Annotated in this window: 14 protein-coding genes; 10 read left to right on the top strand and 4 right to left on the bottom strand. The window is 65.8% G+C overall.

Going from position 1 to position 17,177, the window contains the following annotated elements; genetic code table 11:
• Positions 1–18 precede the first annotated feature (18 nt).
• Positions 19–1,032, bottom strand: a complete 1,014-nt coding sequence (locus tag ACF8C6_RS12135) for a DUF2804 domain-containing protein (protein ID WP_392499527.1) — start codon at positions 1,030–1,032, stop codon at positions 19–21.
• Positions 1,033–1,230: 198 nt separating this feature from the next.
• On the opposite strand from ACF8C6_RS12135, the gene ACF8C6_RS12130 reads away from it, so the two are divergent.
• From ACF8C6_RS12130 to ACF8C6_RS12110, 5 genes are all read left to right on the top strand, one after another.
• Complete coding sequence (locus tag ACF8C6_RS12130; RefSeq protein WP_392499526.1) at positions 1,231–1,728, top strand: DUF2059 domain-containing protein; 498 nt, start codon at positions 1,231–1,233, stop codon at positions 1,726–1,728.
• Between the two features lie 13 nt (positions 1,729–1,741).
• On the top strand, positions 1,742–2,047 hold the full coding sequence (locus ACF8C6_RS12125; RefSeq protein ID WP_392499525.1) for a BolA family protein: 306 nt from the start codon (positions 1,742–1,744) through the stop codon (positions 2,045–2,047).
• 148 nt (positions 2,048–2,195) lie between these two features.
• The gene (locus tag ACF8C6_RS12120; RefSeq protein ID WP_392499524.1) at positions 2,196–3,134 is read left to right on the top strand and encodes a rhodanese-related sulfurtransferase; all 939 of its coding nucleotides are present in this window, start codon (positions 2,196–2,198) and stop codon (positions 3,132–3,134) included.
• A gap of 111 nt (positions 3,135–3,245) precedes the next feature.
• Positions 3,246–3,851 (top strand): DsbA family protein, encoded by a 606-nt coding sequence (locus tag ACF8C6_RS12115; protein WP_392499547.1) that lies wholly within the window; start codon positions 3,246–3,248, stop codon positions 3,849–3,851.
• On the top strand, positions 3,844–5,622 hold the full coding sequence (locus ACF8C6_RS12110) for an ABC transporter ATP-binding protein (RefSeq protein ID WP_392499523.1): 1,779 nt from the start codon (positions 3,844–3,846) through the stop codon (positions 5,620–5,622). The genes ACF8C6_RS12115 and ACF8C6_RS12110 overlap by 8 nt, the downstream gene beginning before the upstream one ends.
• A 187-nt stretch (positions 5,623–5,809) precedes the next feature.
• Here ACF8C6_RS12110 and ACF8C6_RS12105 read toward each other — a convergent pair whose 3' ends face one another.
• The 3 genes from ACF8C6_RS12105 to ccoG form a co-directional block, all read right to left on the bottom strand.
• Complete coding sequence (locus tag ACF8C6_RS12105; protein WP_392499522.1) at positions 5,810–6,418, bottom strand: hypothetical protein; 609 nt, start codon at positions 6,416–6,418, stop codon at positions 5,810–5,812.
• A gap of 90 nt (positions 6,419–6,508) precedes the next feature.
• Complete coding sequence (mapR, locus tag ACF8C6_RS12100) at positions 6,509–7,918, bottom strand: GntR family transcriptional regulator MpaR (protein ID WP_392499521.1); 1,410 nt, start codon at positions 7,916–7,918, stop codon at positions 6,509–6,511.
• A gap of 62 nt (positions 7,919–7,980) precedes the next feature.
• Positions 7,981–9,396, bottom strand: coding sequence for a cytochrome c oxidase accessory protein CcoG (gene ccoG / locus ACF8C6_RS12095; protein WP_392499520.1), 1,416 nt, complete (start codon positions 9,394–9,396; stop codon positions 7,981–7,983).
• Between the two features lie 241 nt (positions 9,397–9,637).
• Between ccoG and ACF8C6_RS12090 the strand changes: the two genes are divergently transcribed.
• The 5 genes from ACF8C6_RS12090 to maiA all read left to right on the top strand — a co-directional run bounded on the left by ACF8C6_RS12090 (position 9,638) and on the right by maiA (position 16,451).
• A complete protein-coding gene (locus ACF8C6_RS12090; protein ID WP_392499519.1) occupies positions 9,638–12,082 on the top strand; it encodes an EAL domain-containing protein in 2,445 nt (814 codons plus the stop codon).
• A 211-nt stretch (positions 12,083–12,293) separates the two neighbouring features.
• Complete coding sequence (gene hppD, locus ACF8C6_RS12085) at positions 12,294–13,376, top strand: 4-hydroxyphenylpyruvate dioxygenase (RefSeq protein ID WP_392499517.1); 1,083 nt, start codon at positions 12,294–12,296, stop codon at positions 13,374–13,376.
• Positions 13,377–13,530: 154 nt separating this feature from the next.
• On the top strand, positions 13,531–14,670 hold the full coding sequence (locus ACF8C6_RS12080; protein WP_392499516.1) for a homogentisate 1,2-dioxygenase: 1,140 nt from the start codon (positions 13,531–13,533) through the stop codon (positions 14,668–14,670).
• Between the two features lie 145 nt (positions 14,671–14,815).
• A complete protein-coding gene (locus ACF8C6_RS12075) occupies positions 14,816–15,799 on the top strand; it encodes a fumarylacetoacetate hydrolase family protein (protein WP_392499515.1) in 984 nt (327 codons plus the stop codon).
• Positions 15,789–16,451, top strand: coding sequence for a maleylacetoacetate isomerase (gene maiA, locus ACF8C6_RS12070; RefSeq protein ID WP_392499514.1), 663 nt, complete (start codon positions 15,789–15,791; stop codon positions 16,449–16,451). The genes ACF8C6_RS12075 and maiA overlap by 11 nt, the downstream gene beginning before the upstream one ends.
• Positions 16,452–17,177 lie beyond the last annotated feature (726 nt).

Below are 17,177 nucleotides of genomic sequence, written 5' to 3'. Positions count from 1 at the left end.
GGGGTTCCCTGTGTGGCGCTACCAGCGGGCGTGGGTGGCGCCGAGCCAGCCGTAGGCGCTAATGAGTGGCACTTTCTCGCCTTGCGGCCCGCGCAACACGCCGTCATAGCGGCCGAACCACTGGCGGGTATCGGCATGAAAGGGGCCGAGTTTGGGGGTGGCCTGGTGCAACTGGCAGGGAGTGAAGCACAGCTCGACCTGGCCGCCAGGATTGGACAGACGCCAGGGGGCCAGGGGGCCATGTGGGTTCTGTTCGATCTCCACCCGGTCTTCCAGGCGCAGCAGTTCGCCACCAAACCACAGGGCGTTTTCCGACAGGCCGCTGTAGTCGCACCAGCCGGTGCCGAAATTGCCAGCGATACCACCTGGCCCGGCGAAGGCTGCACGTGTCCAGTGGCTGTGCAGAGGCCAGACGCCACGGGCGAAATCGAGGGAGGCGAAGCTTTGCCCCGTGCTGCACAGGTACTGGCGGCGGCCCAGTTGCAGGCTGCCGCTGACGGGCAGACCGAGCTGGCGGCTGGTGGCATGGAAGGTCTTGCCACCCATGGGGCAGACCAGATTGACCGAGTCCAGATGCGGCGGGCGCTGGATATCCAGCGCCACGTGCAGGGGCTGGCCGCCAATGTCCGGTGCCACCACGGTTAGGCGCACGGCATTGCCACGCTCGTCGGCTTTCATTTGCAGGCGAGGGTGGTCGAATGCGTGACTCTCTATGGGGGTGTCGGGCAGCTTGCAGCCCACTCCGAAGGGGCGTAATTGCGTGTGGGCGGCCGATTTTCCGCTATGCAGATCAAGAAAGTAGGCGGCGCCATAGCCCAGGTAGTCGAGGTTGGCGAAGGTCAGCGAGAGCATCCAGTCCGGGGTGGTGATGCACCAATGGTTCCAGCGCTTGCGGCGGCCCTGGTGGCCCGGTATGGCACAGTGCACTCGCGGGCGTGCTGACCAGCCCACGGCAGCTTCCAGCAGGCGGCCACGCTCATCGCACAGTGGTTGCGCGATATGTGTAGTGAGCGGGCGAGTAAAAGTGTTCATCAGACACATCCGTGTGTGTGCGGCGGCTTGTGTGCGAAATCCTTGCCGACGCCTCGGGGGGCGCAAAGCATGCACAGTTGTGTCAGTAGAGGGCAAGTGCTGGCTTTTTGCTAACCCCACTCGCAGGCGTTTGCTTGAGTGCAAATCGCGCTGCGCGCAGAATGGCCGCCCGCCGAATACCCCCGAAAGGACGTGTCCATGATCCGCTTGCGCCTCATCTGTTCCGCTCTGTTACTGCTCAGCGCTCCGGCGCTGGCCGAGCCACAGGCCAGCCATGCCGCCGAGGCCGAGCGCTTTCTAGAATTGACCCGGGTCGACCGCATGGCCGTACCGGCCTACAGCCAGGTGCAGCAGATGTTCGCCCAGCGCTTTGCCCAGGCAGGCGGCAAGGCCGAGCAGAAACCGGTACTGGAGCGCTACCAGGCGCAGGCCAACGCCGCGCTGGATCGTGTGGTCGGTTGGGACAAACTCGGCCCCGATCTGGTGGCGCTGTACAGTGATGCGTTCACTGAAGCTGAGCTCAAGCAGTTGATCGCCTTCTATCAAACGCCGCTGGGCAGCAAGCTGTTGCAGCAAATGCCACAGCTGATGGCGATCTCCGCCCAGCGTACCCAGGAACGCCTGCGTACGGCCGCACCGGAGGTCGATCGCCTGCTGGGGCAGATGAGTGCCGAATTGAAACCCGGCAAACAGTGAGGAAATGCCTGAAATGACGATGCGCGAAAAACTGCTGCAGACCCTGACTGCCCTGCAACCCGAACATCTGGACGTGGTGGACGAGAGTCACATGCATAGTCGTGGCCAGGAAACCCACTACAAGGCGGTGATCGTCAGCCCGGCCTTTCACGGCTTGAACGCGGTCAAGCGCCACCAGAAGGTCTACGCCACCCTGGGCGAGCTGATGGGACAGTTCCACGCCCTTGCGCTGCACACCTACACCCCCGAGGAGTGGGCGCAGCAGGGCTTTGCTCCGGATTCGCCGACCTGCCGTGGTGGCAGCAAGCACGACCACTGACGGACTGGCTGCTGCACCACTGATCCCGCCCCGGCTGCAGAATCCTGTCCGCCTGGGTTAGAATTGCCCCCGCGCCGGCTCCGTGCCGGCGCTTTCATTTACATCCCCGGTCCGCCCTTTGCGAGGGCGACCACTGGAGAGCGTCCGCATGACCGACAAGATCGTCGTCGCGGCCCTGTACAAGTTCGTCTCCCTGCCGGACTACCAGGCGCTGCGTGAACCCCTGCTGAACACCATGCTCGAACACGGCGTGAAAGGCACCCTGTTGCTCGCCGAGGAAGGCATCAACGGTACCGTGTCCGCTTCCCGCGCCGGCATCGATGGCCTGCTCGCCTGGCTCAAGCGCGATGCCCGCCTGGCCGATGTCGACCACAAGGAATCCTACTGCGACGAGCAGCCGTTCTACCGCACCAAGGTCAAGCTGAAGAAGGAAATCGTCACCCTCGGCGTGCCCGGCGTGGACCCCAACCAGCGCGTCGGCACCTACGTCGAGCCCAAGGACTGGAACGCCCTGATCAGCGACCCGGAAGTGCTGCTGATCGACACCCGCAACGACTACGAAGTGGCCATTGGCACCTTCGAGGGCGCCATCGACCCGAAGACCAAGTCGTTCCGCGAGTTCCCCGAGTACATCCAGGCTCACTTCGACCCGAGCAAGCACAAGAAGGTCGCCATGTTCTGCACCGGAGGCATCCGCTGCGAGAAGGCCTCCAGCTACATGCTCGGCGCCGGCTTCGAGGAGGTGTTCCACCTCAAGGGCGGCATCCTCAAGTACCTGGAAGAGGTACCGCAGGAAGAGACCAAGTGGCAGGGCGACTGCTTCGTCTTCGACAACCGGGTGACCGTGCGCCACGACCTCTCCGAGGGCGACTACGACCAGTGTCACGCCTGCCGCAACCCGATCTCGGCGGAAGATCGTCAGACCGAGTTCTACAGCCCGGGCGTCAGCTGCCCGCATTGCTGGGACTCGCTGCCGGAGAAGACCCGCCAGGCCGCCCGCGAGCGCCAGAAGCAGATCGAGATCGCCCAGGCACGCAATCTGCCGCACCCCATTGGCTACAACTACAAGGCGCTGCAGAACGACTGATGCCAGCACCGTAGGCTGGGTTGGCCACTAGGCGGCATCACCCAGCGCTTGGCGTACCCAGACATGACAACCAAGGAGCCCCGCTTGCGCCCGACTCGTCTGATCTACGTGATGGACCCCATGTGTTCGTGGTGCTGGGGCTTCGCCCCGGTGGTGCAGGCGCTGGCCGAGCAGGCAGCAGAGGCGGGGGTAGCCCTGCACCTGGTGGCGGGTGGCCTGCGTAGCGAACGTGCGGCGCTGGAGCCGGCGGCGCGGGTACGCATCCTCGGGCACTGGCAAGCGGTGAATGCCGCCACCGGGCAGCTGTTCAACTTCTCCGAGGCCTTGCCCGAGGGCTTCGTCTACGACACCACGCCGGCCTGTCGCGCCCTGGTCACCGCACGCCAGCTCGACGAGCAGAGTGTCTGGCCGCTGGCGCAACTGATCCAGCAGGCGTTCTACGTCGGCGCACGCGATGTCACCCGGCCGCAGGTGCTGGCGGAACTGGCCGAGCTGGCCGGCATTGCGCGCATCGAGTTCGCCGAGGCGTTCGACAGCGCGGCCATGCACCAGGCCACCGTTGCCGACTTCACCTGGGTGCAGGACCTGGGCATCAGCGGTTTCCCGACCCTGCTGGCCGAGCGCGCTGGCCAGCTGGCCCTGCTGACCAATGGCTACCAGCCGCTGGAGGCCCTGCAACCGCTGCTCGGGCGCTGGCTGGAGCGCGTGCATGCCTGATCGTCTGAGCTGGGCGGAAATCCGCCGCCTGGCCTTGCGGCATCGCAAGGGTCTGATCCTGGCCAACCTGATTGCGGTAGTGGCCACCCTGTGCAGCGTGCCGATTCCGCTGCTGCTGCCCTTGCTGGTGGACGAGGTGCTGCTGGGGCAGGGCGACGCCGCACTCAAGGTGATGGACCGTTTCCTGCCTGCCGACTGGGAAACCGCCGCCGGTTACATCGGCCTGATGCTGCTGCTGACCCTGGCCCTGCGCCTGGGCGCGCTGGTCAGCAACGTCCTGCAGGCGCGGCTGTTCGCGCGGCTGTCCAAGGACGTCATCTACCGCCTGCGTATGCGCCTGATCGAGCGGCTCAAGCGTATTTCCCTCAGCGAGTACGAGAACCTTGGCGGCGGCACGGTCAGCGCGCACCTGGTCACCGATCTGGACACCCTCGACAAGTTCATCGGCGAAACCCTCTCCAGGGTGCTGGTGGCAGTGCTGACTCTGACCGGCACTGCCGCCATCCTGATCTGGATGCACTGGCAACTGGCGCTGCTGATCCTGCTGTTCAATCCGTTGGTGATCTTCGCCACCGTGCGCCTGGGCAAGCAGGTCAAGCACCTGAAAAAGCTGGAGAACGACAGTACTTCGCGTTTTACCCAGGCGCTGACCGAAACCCTGGAAGCCATCCAGGAAGTGCGTGCCGGCAACCGCCAGGGCTTCTTCCTCGGCCGCCTCGGTTTCAAGGCCCGCGAGGTGCGCGACTATGCGGTAGCCTCGCAGTGGAAGAGCGATGCTGCCGCACGCACCAGCGGCCTGCTGTTCCAGTTCGGCATCGACCTGTTCCGCGCCGCCGCGATGATCACCGTACTGCTCTCCGACCTGTCCATCGGCCAGATGCTCGCGGTGTTCAGCTACCTGTGGTTCATGATCGGTCCGGTCGAACAGCTGCTGAGCTTGCAGTACGCCTACTACGCCGCCGGCGGGGCGCTGTCGCGAATCAATGAGCTGCTGGCGCGGGCCGACGAGCCGCAATATCCGGCGCAGGTCGATCCCTTCAAGGGTCGCGAAACCGTCGGCATCGAAGTACAGGGCCTGACCTTCGCCTACAACGACGAGCCGGTGCTGCAGGACCTCGACCTGAACATCGCGCCCGGCGAGAAGGTGGCCATCGTCGGTGCCTCTGGGGGCGGCAAGAGCACCCTGGTACAGCTGCTGCTCGGGCTCTACAGCCCGCAGGCCGGCAGCATCCGCTTCGGCGGTGCCAGCCTGGAAGAGATCGGCTTGGAGACGGTGCGCGAACATGTGGCCGTGGTGCTGCAGCACCCGGCGCTGTTCAACGACACGGTGCGCGCCAACCTGTGCATGGGCCGCGAGCGCAGCGACGAAGCCTGCTGGCAGGCGCTGGAGATCGCCCAGCTGGCACCGACCATCCGCGCCTTGCCGCTGGGCCTGGAGAGCATGGTCGGGCGCTCCGGCGTGCGTCTGTCCGGCGGTCAGCGCCAGCGCCTGGCGATTGCCCGCATGGTGCTGGCCGAACCGCAGGTGGTGATTCTCGACGAGGCCACCTCGGCGCTGGATGCCGCCACCGAATACGCCCTGCACGAGGCCCTGGGGCGCTTCCTCAATGGCCGCACCACGCTGATCATTGCCCACCGCCTGAGCGCGGTGAAGCAGGCCGACCGGGTGCTGGTGTTCGACGGTGGGCGCATCGCCGAGGATGGCGACCACCAGCAGCTGATCGCCGACGGTGGTCTGTACGCCAAGCTCTACGGCCACCTGCAGCACTGAACGAAACAGCCGCCCCATGGGCGTAATGCTGTTCACCTAAGAAAACGCCGCGACTCCAATGGGATCGCGGCGTTTTTTCGAGGCCTGGCTGTTTGCCGAGAGCGTAGCCCGGACTTCAGTCCGGGGCTGGCGTGTACCCGGAATGAAGTCCGGGCTACATGCTGATCGGCTGTTGCGTGGGTGGGTCTTACTTGCCCTGTTCCGCCGCCCACTTCTCCAGCGCCTTGACCCGGGCCTGGCTGTCGGCCATCGGCTTGGCCAGTGATTCGTTGTAGAAGTCCAGCCAGCTGCGCGAGCCCGGTGTCATGTTGGCCAGTTCGCGCATGCCGTCCTTCAAGGCATTGAGGGTCTGCTGATAGTTGTTTTCCTGGCCGATCAGGGTGCGCGCCACCATGCGCACGTTCTCCCGGTCCTGCTCGCGCGACACGGTGGTGGCTTGCGGTGCCTGGGCCTCGCTGGGCGGGGCGGTCTTCTGCTGGGCCTGCAGCAGGATCAGCTTCTGCTGGTCCTTGATCTGCTGCTGCAACGGGGCGATGAGCAATTGCAGCGCACCGAGTTCCTTCTGCAGCGCCTCGACGCTGGCCAGGCTGGCCAGGGCGTTCTGCTCCTCCTCATCGGGGGCGTCCGAGCCACCGAGAATGGCCACCAGCACCCAGGCGATCAGATTCAGTACCAGCGCACCGGCCAGGCCGAAGATCAGCAGGCGGTTGAGTTTGCCGGCCTTTTCCAGCTGCTCGATCCGCTCCTGTTCGGTCAGTACTTCGATGCTGGCAGGGGATTGGCTGTCATCGCTCATGGTCTTCTGTCCTTGTTCGGGTATGGCACGGTGCCATTATTGTTCGCCGCCCGCGTATTGCCTACCCGCAGCATAGACAGGGTGCGCCGGCTAGAACGAAGCGAGGATGCGCCCCAGCACTTCCATCGCCCGCTCGCTTTGGGCATCCCAGGGGTGGCCATGGTTCAACCGCGCGCAATGCCGGAAGCCGCGGGTGGCAGAGAAGATCGGCCCGGGCGCCAGGCTGATGCCCTGGGCCAGGGCGAGCTGGAACAGCTGCAGCGAGTCGACCCGCTCGGGGAATTCGAACCACAGGAAGTAGCCACCGGCCGGGCGGGTGACGCGCGTCTGCGCCGGGAAATGCCGCGCGGCGGAGGCGAGCATGGCCGCCTGCTGGGTCTCCAGGGCGATGCGCAGCTTGCGCAGGTGGCGGTCGTAGCCGCCGTGCTGCAGGTAGTCGGCGATGGCTGCCTGGGCCGGCACCGAGGGCGAGATGGTGGTCATCAGCTTGAGCCGGGCGATCTGCTCGGCATAGCGCCCGCCGGCCACCCAGCCGACCCGGTAGCCTGGTGCCAGGCTCTTGGAGAAGGAGCCGCAGTGCATCACCAGGCCCTCGTCATCCAGACTCTTCACCGGCTTGGGCGGTTGCGTGCCGTAGTACAGCTCGGCGTACACGTCGTCCTCGATCAGCGGCACCTGGTGGCGCTTGAGCAGGGCATACAGCTCGGCTTTCTTCGCGTCACTCAGGCTGGCGCCCATCGGGTTCTGCAGGCTGCTCATAAACCAGCAGGCCTTGATCGGCAGGTTGGCCAGGCGCTCGGCCAGCACGCCGAGGTCAATGCCCTCGCGCGGGTGCACGGGAATCTCCACCGCCTTGAGCTTGAGCCGCTCCAGCACCTGCAGGGTGGCATAGAAGGCCGGCGACTCGATGGCCACCAGGTCGCCCGGCTGGGTCACCGTCTGCAGGCACAGATTCAGCGCCTCCATGGCGCCGTTGCTGATCACCAGCTCCTCCTGCGCCAGGCTTACGCCTGCAACCCTGTAACGCAGGGCGACCTGCCGGCGCAGATCGGGGTTGCCGGCGGTCATGTCGGCGATTACCGCATGCGCCGGCATATCGCGTAACGCCTGATTCATCGAGCGCGCCAGGCGCGGCAGGGGGAACAGCTCGGGGCTGGGGAAGGCCGAGCCGAAGGGCACGGTGCTCGGGTCCTTCAGCGAGCCGAGCACGGAGAACACCAGTTCGCTGACATCCACCTCGGTGCTGGTGGCCGTTGGTGCGCTGCTGCCGGGCTCGGCCAGCGGTTGGCTGGCCAGCTCACGGACGAAGTAGCCGGAGCGGGCGCGGGCCTGGATCAGGCCGCGATCCTCCAGCAGGTAATAGGCCTGAAAGATGGTCGACGGGCTGACACCATAGCTGCGCCGCGCCTGGCGCACCGAGGGCACCCGTTCGCCGGGGGCGAGCACGCCACTGCGGATCAGCTCGGCGATCTGGTCGGCCAACTGTTCGTAGCGTTTCATCTCGCCCCTGACTGCGATCCATGTCGGGCCACAGTCTACGGGCTGACGAGGTGTGCCGGCCATCAGCGCCCGCTGGGGGCGATAAAAGTGCTGCCGGCCTCCAGGCGTTCGCGGCCGTCGCGCCGGTTGATCACCTCGAAGTGCACCGGCGCAGGGCTGCGGCCCAGCGGCTCGCGCTCCAGCACCACGCTCATCGGCACCTCGAGGATTTCGCCGGCGGCCAGGTGCAGCTCGCCCGGCCCGTTCAGGCGGAACGGCTGGCCGGGCACCAGGCCCAGGTGGTAACGCTGCGGCTGCTGGGTCTTGTTGATCACCTTGAGGCGGTAGACGTTCTCGATCTGCCCCGCGGCGTTCTCGCGGAACATGCCGCGGTCCTTGGCCACGTCGAGCGACACCAGCGAACGCGCCTGCAGCGCCCAGGCAAAGGCGCCGAGCATCAGCAGCAGCGCCGCCGCGTAGCCGACCAGGCGCGGCCGCAGCAGGTGGCGGCGGCCGCCCTGCATCTCGCGTTCGGAGCCATAGCGGATCAGCCCGCGGGCGTAGCCCATCTTGTCCATGATGCTGTCGCAGGCGTCGATGCAGGCGGCGCAGCCGATGCATTCCACCTGCAGGCCATCGCGGATGTCGATGCCGGTGGGGCAGACCTGCACGCACATCGTGCAGTCGATGCAGTCGCCAAGGCCGGCGGCCTTGTGGTCGAGGTCCTTCTTGCGCGGGCCGCGGTGTTCGCCACGGGCGGCGTCGTAGGCCACCAGCAGGGTATCGCGGTCGAACATCACCCCCTGGAAGCGTGCGTAGGGGCACATGTACACGCAGACCTTCTCGCGCAGCCAGCCGGCGTTGAGGTAGGTGGCGGCGGTGAAGAACAGGATCCAGAACAGCGCGGCGCCTTCCAGTTCGCCGCGCAGCAGTTCCAGCGCCAGTTCGCGGATTGGCGTGAAGTAGCCGACGAAAGTCAGCGCGGTGAGCAGGCTCAGCGCCAGCCACAGACCATGCTTGGCGCTACGGCGCAGCAGCTTGGCAGGCCCCCAGGGCGCGGCATCCAGCTTGATGCGCTGGTGGCGCTCGCCCTCGGTGAGTTTCTCGACCCACATGAACAGCCAGGTCCACACGCTCTGCGGGCAGCTGTAGCCGCACCACACGCGGCCGGCGAACACGGTGATGGTGAACAGGCCGAAGGCGCAGATGATCAACAGCGCCGAGAGCAGGATGAAGTCCTGCGGCCAGAAGGTGGCGCCAAAGATGTAGTAGCGGTGCTCGGCCAGGTTCCACAGCACGGCCTGGCGGCCGTCCCAGTCCAGCCAGGCGGTGCCGAAGAAGATCAGCATCAGCAAACCTGCGCCATACAGGCGCAGGTTGCGAAAGCGTCCGCTGAAGCTGCGGGTATGGATCGGCCCGCCGGCCTGGGCCGGGGTCAGGCGCAGGGGCTGGCGGGGGTCGATGGTCTCGATGACCTGCGCGGGGATGCGCTCGCTCATGGTGGGCCTCTTCGGGCGGTAATCAGGCTGCGCGCACTGTGCACTCAGCGCTGTTTGCGTAACAGGTTCAGGTTTGTCGATAAAAACCGTATCAGATGAGCGGAAGGTGGCTTCAGCAGAGGACGTCATCAAGTGCTGGCACTGCTTGTAAGGCACCCGAGGTGTGGCGTTAATGGCTGCCCGTTGGCAGAAAGCCATCTATACCTTTTGGTTATCTCGCACAGCCAAAGAGCAGGCACTCATGAGCCAGGAAGCCAATGCCACCGGAACGCATGCGCGCTCGCAATTGCTTCGGCTGGTCTGGCCCTTCGTGCTGGTTGTATTGCTGCAGTCGCTGCTGGCCAGCGGCAGTCTCTATCTGCATTCTGCTGTGCGTGCCTATGTGGCGGGTGAGAGCCTCTGGTCCAAGGGGCTGAAGGACGCCATCCACTACCTCGACCTGTATGCCCAGACCGGCGAGCCGGAACATCTGGCGGAGTACCAGCAGGCCATCGCGGTGCCGCTGGGCGACAATGTCTTTCGCCAGGCCCTCGATCAGCCCGTGCCGGACCTGGCCGTGGCCCGCCAGGGCATCCTGCGTGGCAAGAACCACCCGGACGACGTGGATTCGATGATCTGGCTCTACCTCCACTTCCGCCAGCTCAGTTACCTCGAGCGGGCGATCGAGCAATGGGCGCAGGGTGATCACTACGTGCTGCAACTGGAGGCGCTCGCCGACGAGATTCTGCAGGGGCGGCAGTGGCGGGCGGATGCCGAGGACATCGTGCCGACCTGGCGTGCGCGCATCGACACCATCAATCGTGGCGCGACGCTGGCCGCCGAGTCCTTCTCGCAGATCCTCGGCGAGGCCTCGCGCGTGGTGGTGCGGCTGCTGATCGTCATCAACCTGCTGAGCGCCACGCTGCTGATCAGCCTGGCGCTATGGCGCACGCGCAAGCTGCTGGCCGAGCGCGAGGCGGCCGACCAGGCGCTGGAACTGGTCAAGCAGCGGGCGCAGACCATTCTGGCGTCGATTGGCGATGCGGTGATCAGCCTGACCAGCGACGGGCGCATCGCCTACATGAATGCCGCCGCCGAGCAGCTTACCGGCAGCACGTTGCAGCAGGCCCAGGGCCAGCCCTTCGAGCGGCTGTTTTCCATCGTCGACGAGCAATCGAGCGCCACTGACCAGCCGCTGCTGGAGCAGATTCTCGGCAGCGGGGCGGCGGGTGACTACGCCAAGCTGATCGTGCGTCCGGATGGCAGCTCGGTGGCGGTCAACCTGGTCGGCACGCCGGTGCAGGAGCGCGGCCTGGTCAGCGGCGTGGTCATGGTGCTGCACGACATGACCCGCGAGCGCCAGTTCGTCGCCAGCCTGTCCTGGCAGGCCAGCCACGACGCCCTGACCGGTCTGGCCAATCGCCGCGAGTTCGAGTACCGGTTGGCCCAGCTGCTGGCGCGCATGCTGCGCCAGCCTGGCCGACACGCGCTGATGTTTATCGACCTGGACCAGTTCAAGCTGGTCAACGACACCTGCGGCCACGCGGCCGGCGATGAGTTGCTGCGCCAGGTGTGCGAAGCGTTGCAGGCGCATCTGCGCGAGGGTGACACCCTGGCGCGCCTGGGCGGCGACGAGTTCGGTGTGATTCTGGAGAACTGCCCGAGCGACGCCGCCCTGCGTGTCGCCGAGGCTCTGCGCGTGGCCGTGCAGGACCTGCGTTTCGCCTGGGGCGAGCGGCTGTTCTCGATCAGCGCCAGCATCGGTGTGGTGCAGGTGCCGCCCGGGCAGGTCAGCCTGGCGGACCTGCTGCGCACCGCCGACCTGGCCTGCTATTCGGCCAAGGAGCGCGGACGCAACCGGGTGCATGCCTACCAGCCCGGTGACACCGAGCTGTCCGAGCGGGTCGGTGAGATGAGCTGGGTGCAGCGCATCCAGCGGGCGCTGGAGGAGAACCGTTTCCGCCTCTACGCCCAGCCCATCGTGCCGCTGCGCAGCGGCGAGGAGGGCGGCCATGTGGAGATTCTCCTGCGCCTGCAGGACGAGGACGGCACGCTGATCGCGCCCGGCAGCTTCATGCCGGCCGCCGAGCGCTACGGCCTGATGCCGCAGATCGACCGCTGGGTGGTGCGCCACACCCTGCAGGCGCTGGCGCGCTTCCATGTCGAACACCCGCACGCGCCGCTGCTGCACTGCGCGATCAACCTGTCCGGCACCAGCATCGGCGACCCTGACTTCCTCGCCTTCCTGCGCGAGCAACTGGCCGGGCAGCCGCTGGCGCCGCAGGCGATCTGCTTCGAGATCACCGAGACCGTGGCCATTGCCAACCTGGCCGACGCCACGCACTTCATCAACGAGCTCAAGGCCCTGGGCTGCCGCTTCTCGCTGGACGACTTCTGCGCCGGCATGTCGTCGTTCATGTACCTCAAGCACCTGCCGGTGGACTACCTGAAGATCGACGGCAGCTTCGTCCGCGAGCTGCTTGGCGACCCCATCGACCGCGCCATGGTCGAGATGATCAACCAGATCGGCCACGTCATGGGCAAGCGCACCATTGCCGAGTTCGTCGAAACGGCCGACGTATTGGCAGCCCTTGGCGAGATCGGCGTGGACTTCGCCCAGGGCTATCACCTCGGCAAGCCGCAGCCACTGGCCGGCTTGCTGGCGATTGCGGAGCTGCTGTTTGCGACGGGACTGGCAGCCAACTGAACCACCTTGGCAAGAAAACCTTACGCCTGACCAGGTCATGGCGTGCCTTGGCAGCATCTGTAAGGAAAACTTGCCGGGTGCTACGAGCAAGCCACGCGCCTGGCCCGTTCCGCTGGCTTGTCCGCCCGCCGGCCAGGGGGTGTGATGAGGGCAGTCCAAACGCACCGCCAGCCGGCGGGCGACTGCCCACAACAACAATCAGGGAGGCCGGATGAACGCCGTGGCCAAGATCGAGCAACACAATCCCATCGGAACCGACGGTTTCGAGTTCGTCGAATTCACCGCGCCGACGCCCGAGGGCATCGAGCAGCTGCGCCAGCTATTCGGCGCCATGGGCTTCACCGAAACGGCCAAGCACCGCTCGAAAGAGGTGTGGCTGTTCCAGCAGAACGACATCAACATCGTCCTCAACGGCAGCCCCACCGGCCACGTGCGCGCCTTCGGCGAGAAGCACGGGCCGAGCGCCTGCGCCATGGCCTTTCGGGTGAAGAACGCGGCCCAGGCCGCCGCCTACGTCGAGCAGCAGGGCGCCAAGCTGGTCGGCAGTCACGCCAATTTCGGCGAGTTGAATATCCCTTGTGTGGAAGGTATTGGCGGTTCGCTGCTGTATCTGGTGGACCGCTACGGCGACAAGACCATCTATGACGTCGACTTCGAATACATCGAGGGTCGCTCGGCCAACGACAACGCCGTCGGCCTGCAGTGCATCGACCACCTGACCCATAACGTCAAGCGCGGGCAGATGGACGTCTGGTCCGGCTTCTACGAGCGCATCGCCAACTTCCGCGAGATCCGCTACTTCGACATCGAGGGCAAGCTCACCGGCCTGTTCTCCCGCGCCATGACCGCGCCCTGCGGCAAGATCCGCATCCCGATCAACGAGTCGGCCGACGACAAGTCGCAGATCGAGGAATTCATCCGCGAGTACCACGGCGAAGGCATCCAGCACATCGCCCTCTCCACCGACGATATCTACGCCACCGTGCGCCAGCTGCGCGCCAACGGCGTGGACTTCATGACCACCCCGGACACCTACTACGAGAAGGTCGACAGCCGCGTGGCCGGCCACGGCGAACCGACCCACGTGCTGCGCGAGCTGAATATCCTGATCGATGGCGCGCCCGGTGATGACGGCATCCTGCTACAGATCTTCACCAATACCGTGATCGGCCCGATCTTCTTCGAGATCATCCAGCGCAAGGGCAACCAGGGCTTCGGCGAAGGCAACTTCAAGGCGCTGTTCGAATCCATCGAGGAAGACCAACTGCGGCGTGGCGTGATCTCCGAGGAGTAGTCATGTGCCGATTTTCTACTGCGCTTGCCCTGGCGGTGTTGCCGCTCCGCTCAGGTTGCTCATTGACCGGCATGTCAACTGCGCACCTTCACGAAGCGGCGCCTAGCCAGGCCTGCGCTCGCTACGAAACTCGACACATGACAGGAGCTCCGCGATGAGCCGCCAATGGATCAGCTTCCCCCTGCGCGAGGGCGAGCACTCGCGCCAGGCGCACTGTGACTTTCCCGAAGGCACCTACGAGCGGGAAATGGGCCGCGAGGGCTTCTTCGGCCCCACCGCGCACCTGCACCACAAGCACCCACCGACCGGCTGGGTCGACTGGGAAGGTCCGCTGCGCCCGCATGCCTTCAACTTCAACAAGATTGCCAGCGAGCGCGATTGCCCGCTGGAAGCGCCACTGTGCCTGCACAATGCCGACGTGAAGCTGCGTGTGTGGAAGACCGTTGGGGCCATGCACCACCTGGTGCGCAACAGCGACGGTGACGAGCTGCTGTTCGTCCACGACGGCGCTGGGCACTTTTACTGCGACTTCGGCCACCTGGAGTACCGCGACGGCGACTACCTGGTGATCCCGCGCGGCACTGCCTGGCGCATCGAGCCGACGGCGCCCAGCCACTTTCTGCTGATTGAAAACACCGACGGCGCCTACCAGTTGCCGGACAAGGGCCTGCTCGGCCCGCAGGCGATCTTCGACCCGGCGGTGCTCGACCACCCGCGCATCGACGCCGCCTTCAAGGCCCAGCAGGACGAGCGCACCTGGCAGATCCGCATCAAGCGGCGCAACCAGATCAGCACCGTGACCTACCCGTTCAACCCGCTGGACGCGGTGGGCTGGCATGGCGACAACACCGTGGTGCGCCTCAACTGGCGCGACATTCGCCCGTTGATGAGCCACCGCTACCACCTGCCGCCATCGGCACACACCACCTTCGTCGCCAACGGCTTCGTGGTCTGCACCTTCACCCCGCGCCCGGTCGAGTCCGACCCCGGCGCGCTCAAGGTGCCGTTCTTCCACAACAACGACGACTACGACGAGGTGCTGTTCTACCACCGTGGCAACTTCTTCAGCCGCGACAACATCGAGGCTGGCATGGTCACGCTGCACCCCTGCGGCTTTCCCCACGGCCCGCACCCCAAGGCGCTGAAGAAGGCCCAGGAAGACCCGGCCACCTTCGCCGAGGAAGTGGCGGTGATGATCGACACCCGCCGCGCGCTGGAGGTGGCCGAGACCGCCGCCGCCGTGGACGTGCCCGAATACGTGAACTCCTGGCGTGCGCCGGGGAAACCAGGCTGAGAACTGCACGGACTATTCCCTCTCCCTTCGGGGAGAGGGCCAGGGAGAGGGGGCAGGCAACTCCACCCTCTGCCTACGCAGCCCGCCCCGGCTCCTCTCCCATAAATGGGAGAGGAGAGAACAGCTCAATGAACAGGTACAACCCATGAAACTCGCATCACTCAACCAAGGCCGCGACGGCGAACTGATCGTCGTCTCCCGCGACCTGAGCCGTGCCGTGAAGGTGCCGCAGATTGCCGCCACCCTGCAGGCCGCGCTGGACGACTGGGGCATCAAGCGCCCGCTGCTGGAGTCGGTGTACCAGCGCCTCAACGACGGTCTGATCGAGGACGCCTTCGTCTTCGACCAGGCCGACTGCCACAGCCCGCTGCCGCGCGCCTATCACTGGGCCGACGGCAGCGCCTACGTCAACCACGTCGAACTGGTGCGCAAGGCCCGTGGCGCCGAGATGCCGGAATCCTTCTGGCACGACCCGCTGATGTACCAGGGTGGGGCGGACAGCTTTATCCCGCCGCACAGCCCAATCCGCCTGGCCGACGAGGCCTGGGGCATCGACCTGGAGGCCGAGCTGGCGGTGATCACCGACGACGTGCCGATGGGCGCCACGGCCGCCGAGGCCGGCGAACATATCCGCCTGCTGCTGCTGGTCAACGACGTGTCGCTGCGCAACCTGATTCCCGGCGAGCTGGCCAAGGGCTTCGGCTTCTACCAGAGCAAGCCGTCCTCGAGCTTCTCGCCGGTGGCGGTGACCCCGGACGAGCTGGGCGAAAGCTGGAAGGACGGCAAGGTGCATCGGCCGCTGGTCTCGCATATCAACGACAGGTTGTTCGGCCAGCCCAATGCCGGCGTGGACATGACCTTCAACTTCCCGACCCTAGTGGCCCATGCCGCCAAGACCCGCCCACTGGGCGCCGGCACCATCATCGGCTCGGGCACCGTGTCCAACTACGACCGCAGCGCGGGCTCAAGCTGCCTGGCCGAGAAGCGCATGCTGGAAATCGTCGAGCAGGGCGAGGCGACCACGCCGTTCCTCAAGTTCGGTGACCGGGTGCGCATCGAGATGTTCGATGCGAGCGGCCAGAGCATCTTCGGCGCCATCGACCAGGCGGTGGAGCGCTATGAGCACTGAGCTGACGCTCTACGGCTACTGGCGCTCCAGCGCCGCCTACCGGGTGCGCATCGCCCTGGGCCTCAAGGGCCTGGCCTACCGCCAGGTGGCGGTGCACCTGGTCAAGGACGGCGGCCAGCAGCATGGTGCCGAGTACCAGGCGCTGAATCCGCAGGAGCTGGTGCCGCTGCTGGTGGACGAGGCCAACGGCGGGGTGCGCATCGCCCAGTCGCTGGCCATCCTCGAATACCTCGACGAGGTGTTCCCGGTGCCGGCGCTGCTGCCGGCCGATCCCGCCCAGCGTGCCCAGGTGCGTGCCCTGGCGCTGCATATCGCCTGCGATATCCATCCGCTGAACAACCTGCGGGTGCTGCAGTACCTCAGCGCCGAGCTGGGCGCCTCGGACGAGGCGAAGAACGCCTGGTACCGGCATTGGGTGGAGAAGGGATTGGCGGCGGTGGAGCAGGGGTTGGCGGTGTTCGGTGGCGGGCTGTCGCTGGGGAATCGGCCGGGGTATCTCGAAGCCTGCGTGATTCCGCAGCTGTATAACGCGCGGCGCTTTAACTGTTCTCTGGAGGCTTTCCCGTGCCTGTTGGAGATGGAGGATCGTTGCCTGGCGCTGGATGCCTTCAAGGCAGCTGCACCCGAGGCGCAGCCCGACGCGGTGCTCTAGTTCCCTCTCCCGTTTACGGGAGAGGGGTAGGGAGAGGGCGCGTCTGCTCTTGCTCTGTTGTTTGGCGATTTCGTACCGCTGCTGGTTTTCGTGTTCTGATCGTTCCCACGCTCTGCGTGGGAATGCAGCCTCTGACGTTCCAGCGTCTGCCCGTTGCAGTTGGTGTAGTTTGAGGCTCGTGCCGCTGCTGGTTTTCGGGTTGGCTGTAGCATTGGTTCCGCCCTGCTGGGCGGGTCACTTTTGTCAGTCGCGACAAAAGTAACCAAAAGCGCTTGCCCCGCCATCCGGCCCTCCGCTTCGCTCCGGGTTCGTTCGCTCCATCGCCGCTCCAGGGGCACGCCGCGAAGGGCCATCCCTGGCCCATCGCGTCTCTCGCGGCATCCATGCCGCTCAACCCCTTCCACGACGATTCCACTCACCCTCCTGAAGGGGCGGTTGGCGCCGCCTGAAAGTCTGAGCACCATCGCATGCTATTTGTGGGAGCGGCTTCAGCCGCGATTCAGGCGACTCAGCGGTTGCCAAATATCGCGGCTAAAGCCGCTCCCACACAGGACCATCACCATGCGCACTAACGCTGTAGGAGGGGCCTTGGCCGCGACCACCATGAATTTGCCTGCATCGCGGCCAAGGCCCCTCCTACAGATAGCGGTTCTGCGCATCGACAAAAACCATCAAGCACCTCGGAGCCCGAGTCCCCGTCAGGAGGCCGAGTGGAGGTGTTGCGCA

Origin of the sequence: Pseudomonas sp. zbq_18, from assembly GCF_043102245.1 — a bacterium.
Classification (GTDB): Bacteria; Pseudomonadota; Gammaproteobacteria; order Pseudomonadales; family Pseudomonadaceae; genus Aquipseudomonas.
The sequence above is the reverse complement of the archived record's forward strand: the minus strand, read 5'-3'. Positions and strand labels throughout refer to the sequence as shown.

Bases quoted from the DNA above. Each gene is read 5' to 3' on its own strand.
- ACF8C6_RS12120 (WP_392499524.1), top strand. From the start codon at position 2,196: ATGACCGACAAGATCGTCGTCGCGGCCCTGTACAAGTTCGTCTCCCTG.
- ACF8C6_RS12105 (WP_392499522.1), bottom strand. From the start codon at position 6,418: ATGAGCGATGACAGCCAATCCCCTGCCAGCATCGAAGTACTGACCGAA.
- ACF8C6_RS12135 (WP_392499527.1), bottom strand. From the start codon at position 1,032: ATGAACACTTTTACTCGCCCGCTCACTACACATATCGCGCAACCACTG.
- mapR (WP_392499521.1), bottom strand. From the start codon at position 7,918: ATGAAACGCTACGAACAGTTGGCCGACCAGATCGCCGAGCTGATCCGC.
- ACF8C6_RS12090 (WP_392499519.1), top strand. From the start codon at position 9,638: ATGAGCCAGGAAGCCAATGCCACCGGAACGCATGCGCGCTCGCAATTG.
- ACF8C6_RS12115 (WP_392499547.1), top strand. From the start codon at position 3,246: ATGGACCCCATGTGTTCGTGGTGCTGGGGCTTCGCCCCGGTGGTGCAG.
- ACF8C6_RS12080 (WP_392499516.1), top strand. From the start codon at position 13,531: ATGAGCCGCCAATGGATCAGCTTCCCCCTGCGCGAGGGCGAGCACTCG.
- ACF8C6_RS12110 (WP_392499523.1), top strand. From the start codon at position 3,844: ATGCCTGATCGTCTGAGCTGGGCGGAAATCCGCCGCCTGGCCTTGCGG.
- ccoG (WP_392499520.1), bottom strand. From the start codon at position 9,396: ATGAGCGAGCGCATCCCCGCGCAGGTCATCGAGACCATCGACCCCCGC.
- hppD (WP_392499517.1), top strand. From the start codon at position 12,294: ATGAACGCCGTGGCCAAGATCGAGCAACACAATCCCATCGGAACCGAC.
- maiA (WP_392499514.1), top strand. From the start codon at position 15,789: ATGAGCACTGAGCTGACGCTCTACGGCTACTGGCGCTCCAGCGCCGCC.
- ACF8C6_RS12130 (WP_392499526.1), top strand. From the start codon at position 1,231: ATGATCCGCTTGCGCCTCATCTGTTCCGCTCTGTTACTGCTCAGCGCT.
- ACF8C6_RS12125 (WP_392499525.1), top strand. From the start codon at position 1,742: ATGACGATGCGCGAAAAACTGCTGCAGACCCTGACTGCCCTGCAACCC.
- ACF8C6_RS12075 (WP_392499515.1), top strand. From the start codon at position 14,816: ATGAAACTCGCATCACTCAACCAAGGCCGCGACGGCGAACTGATCGTC.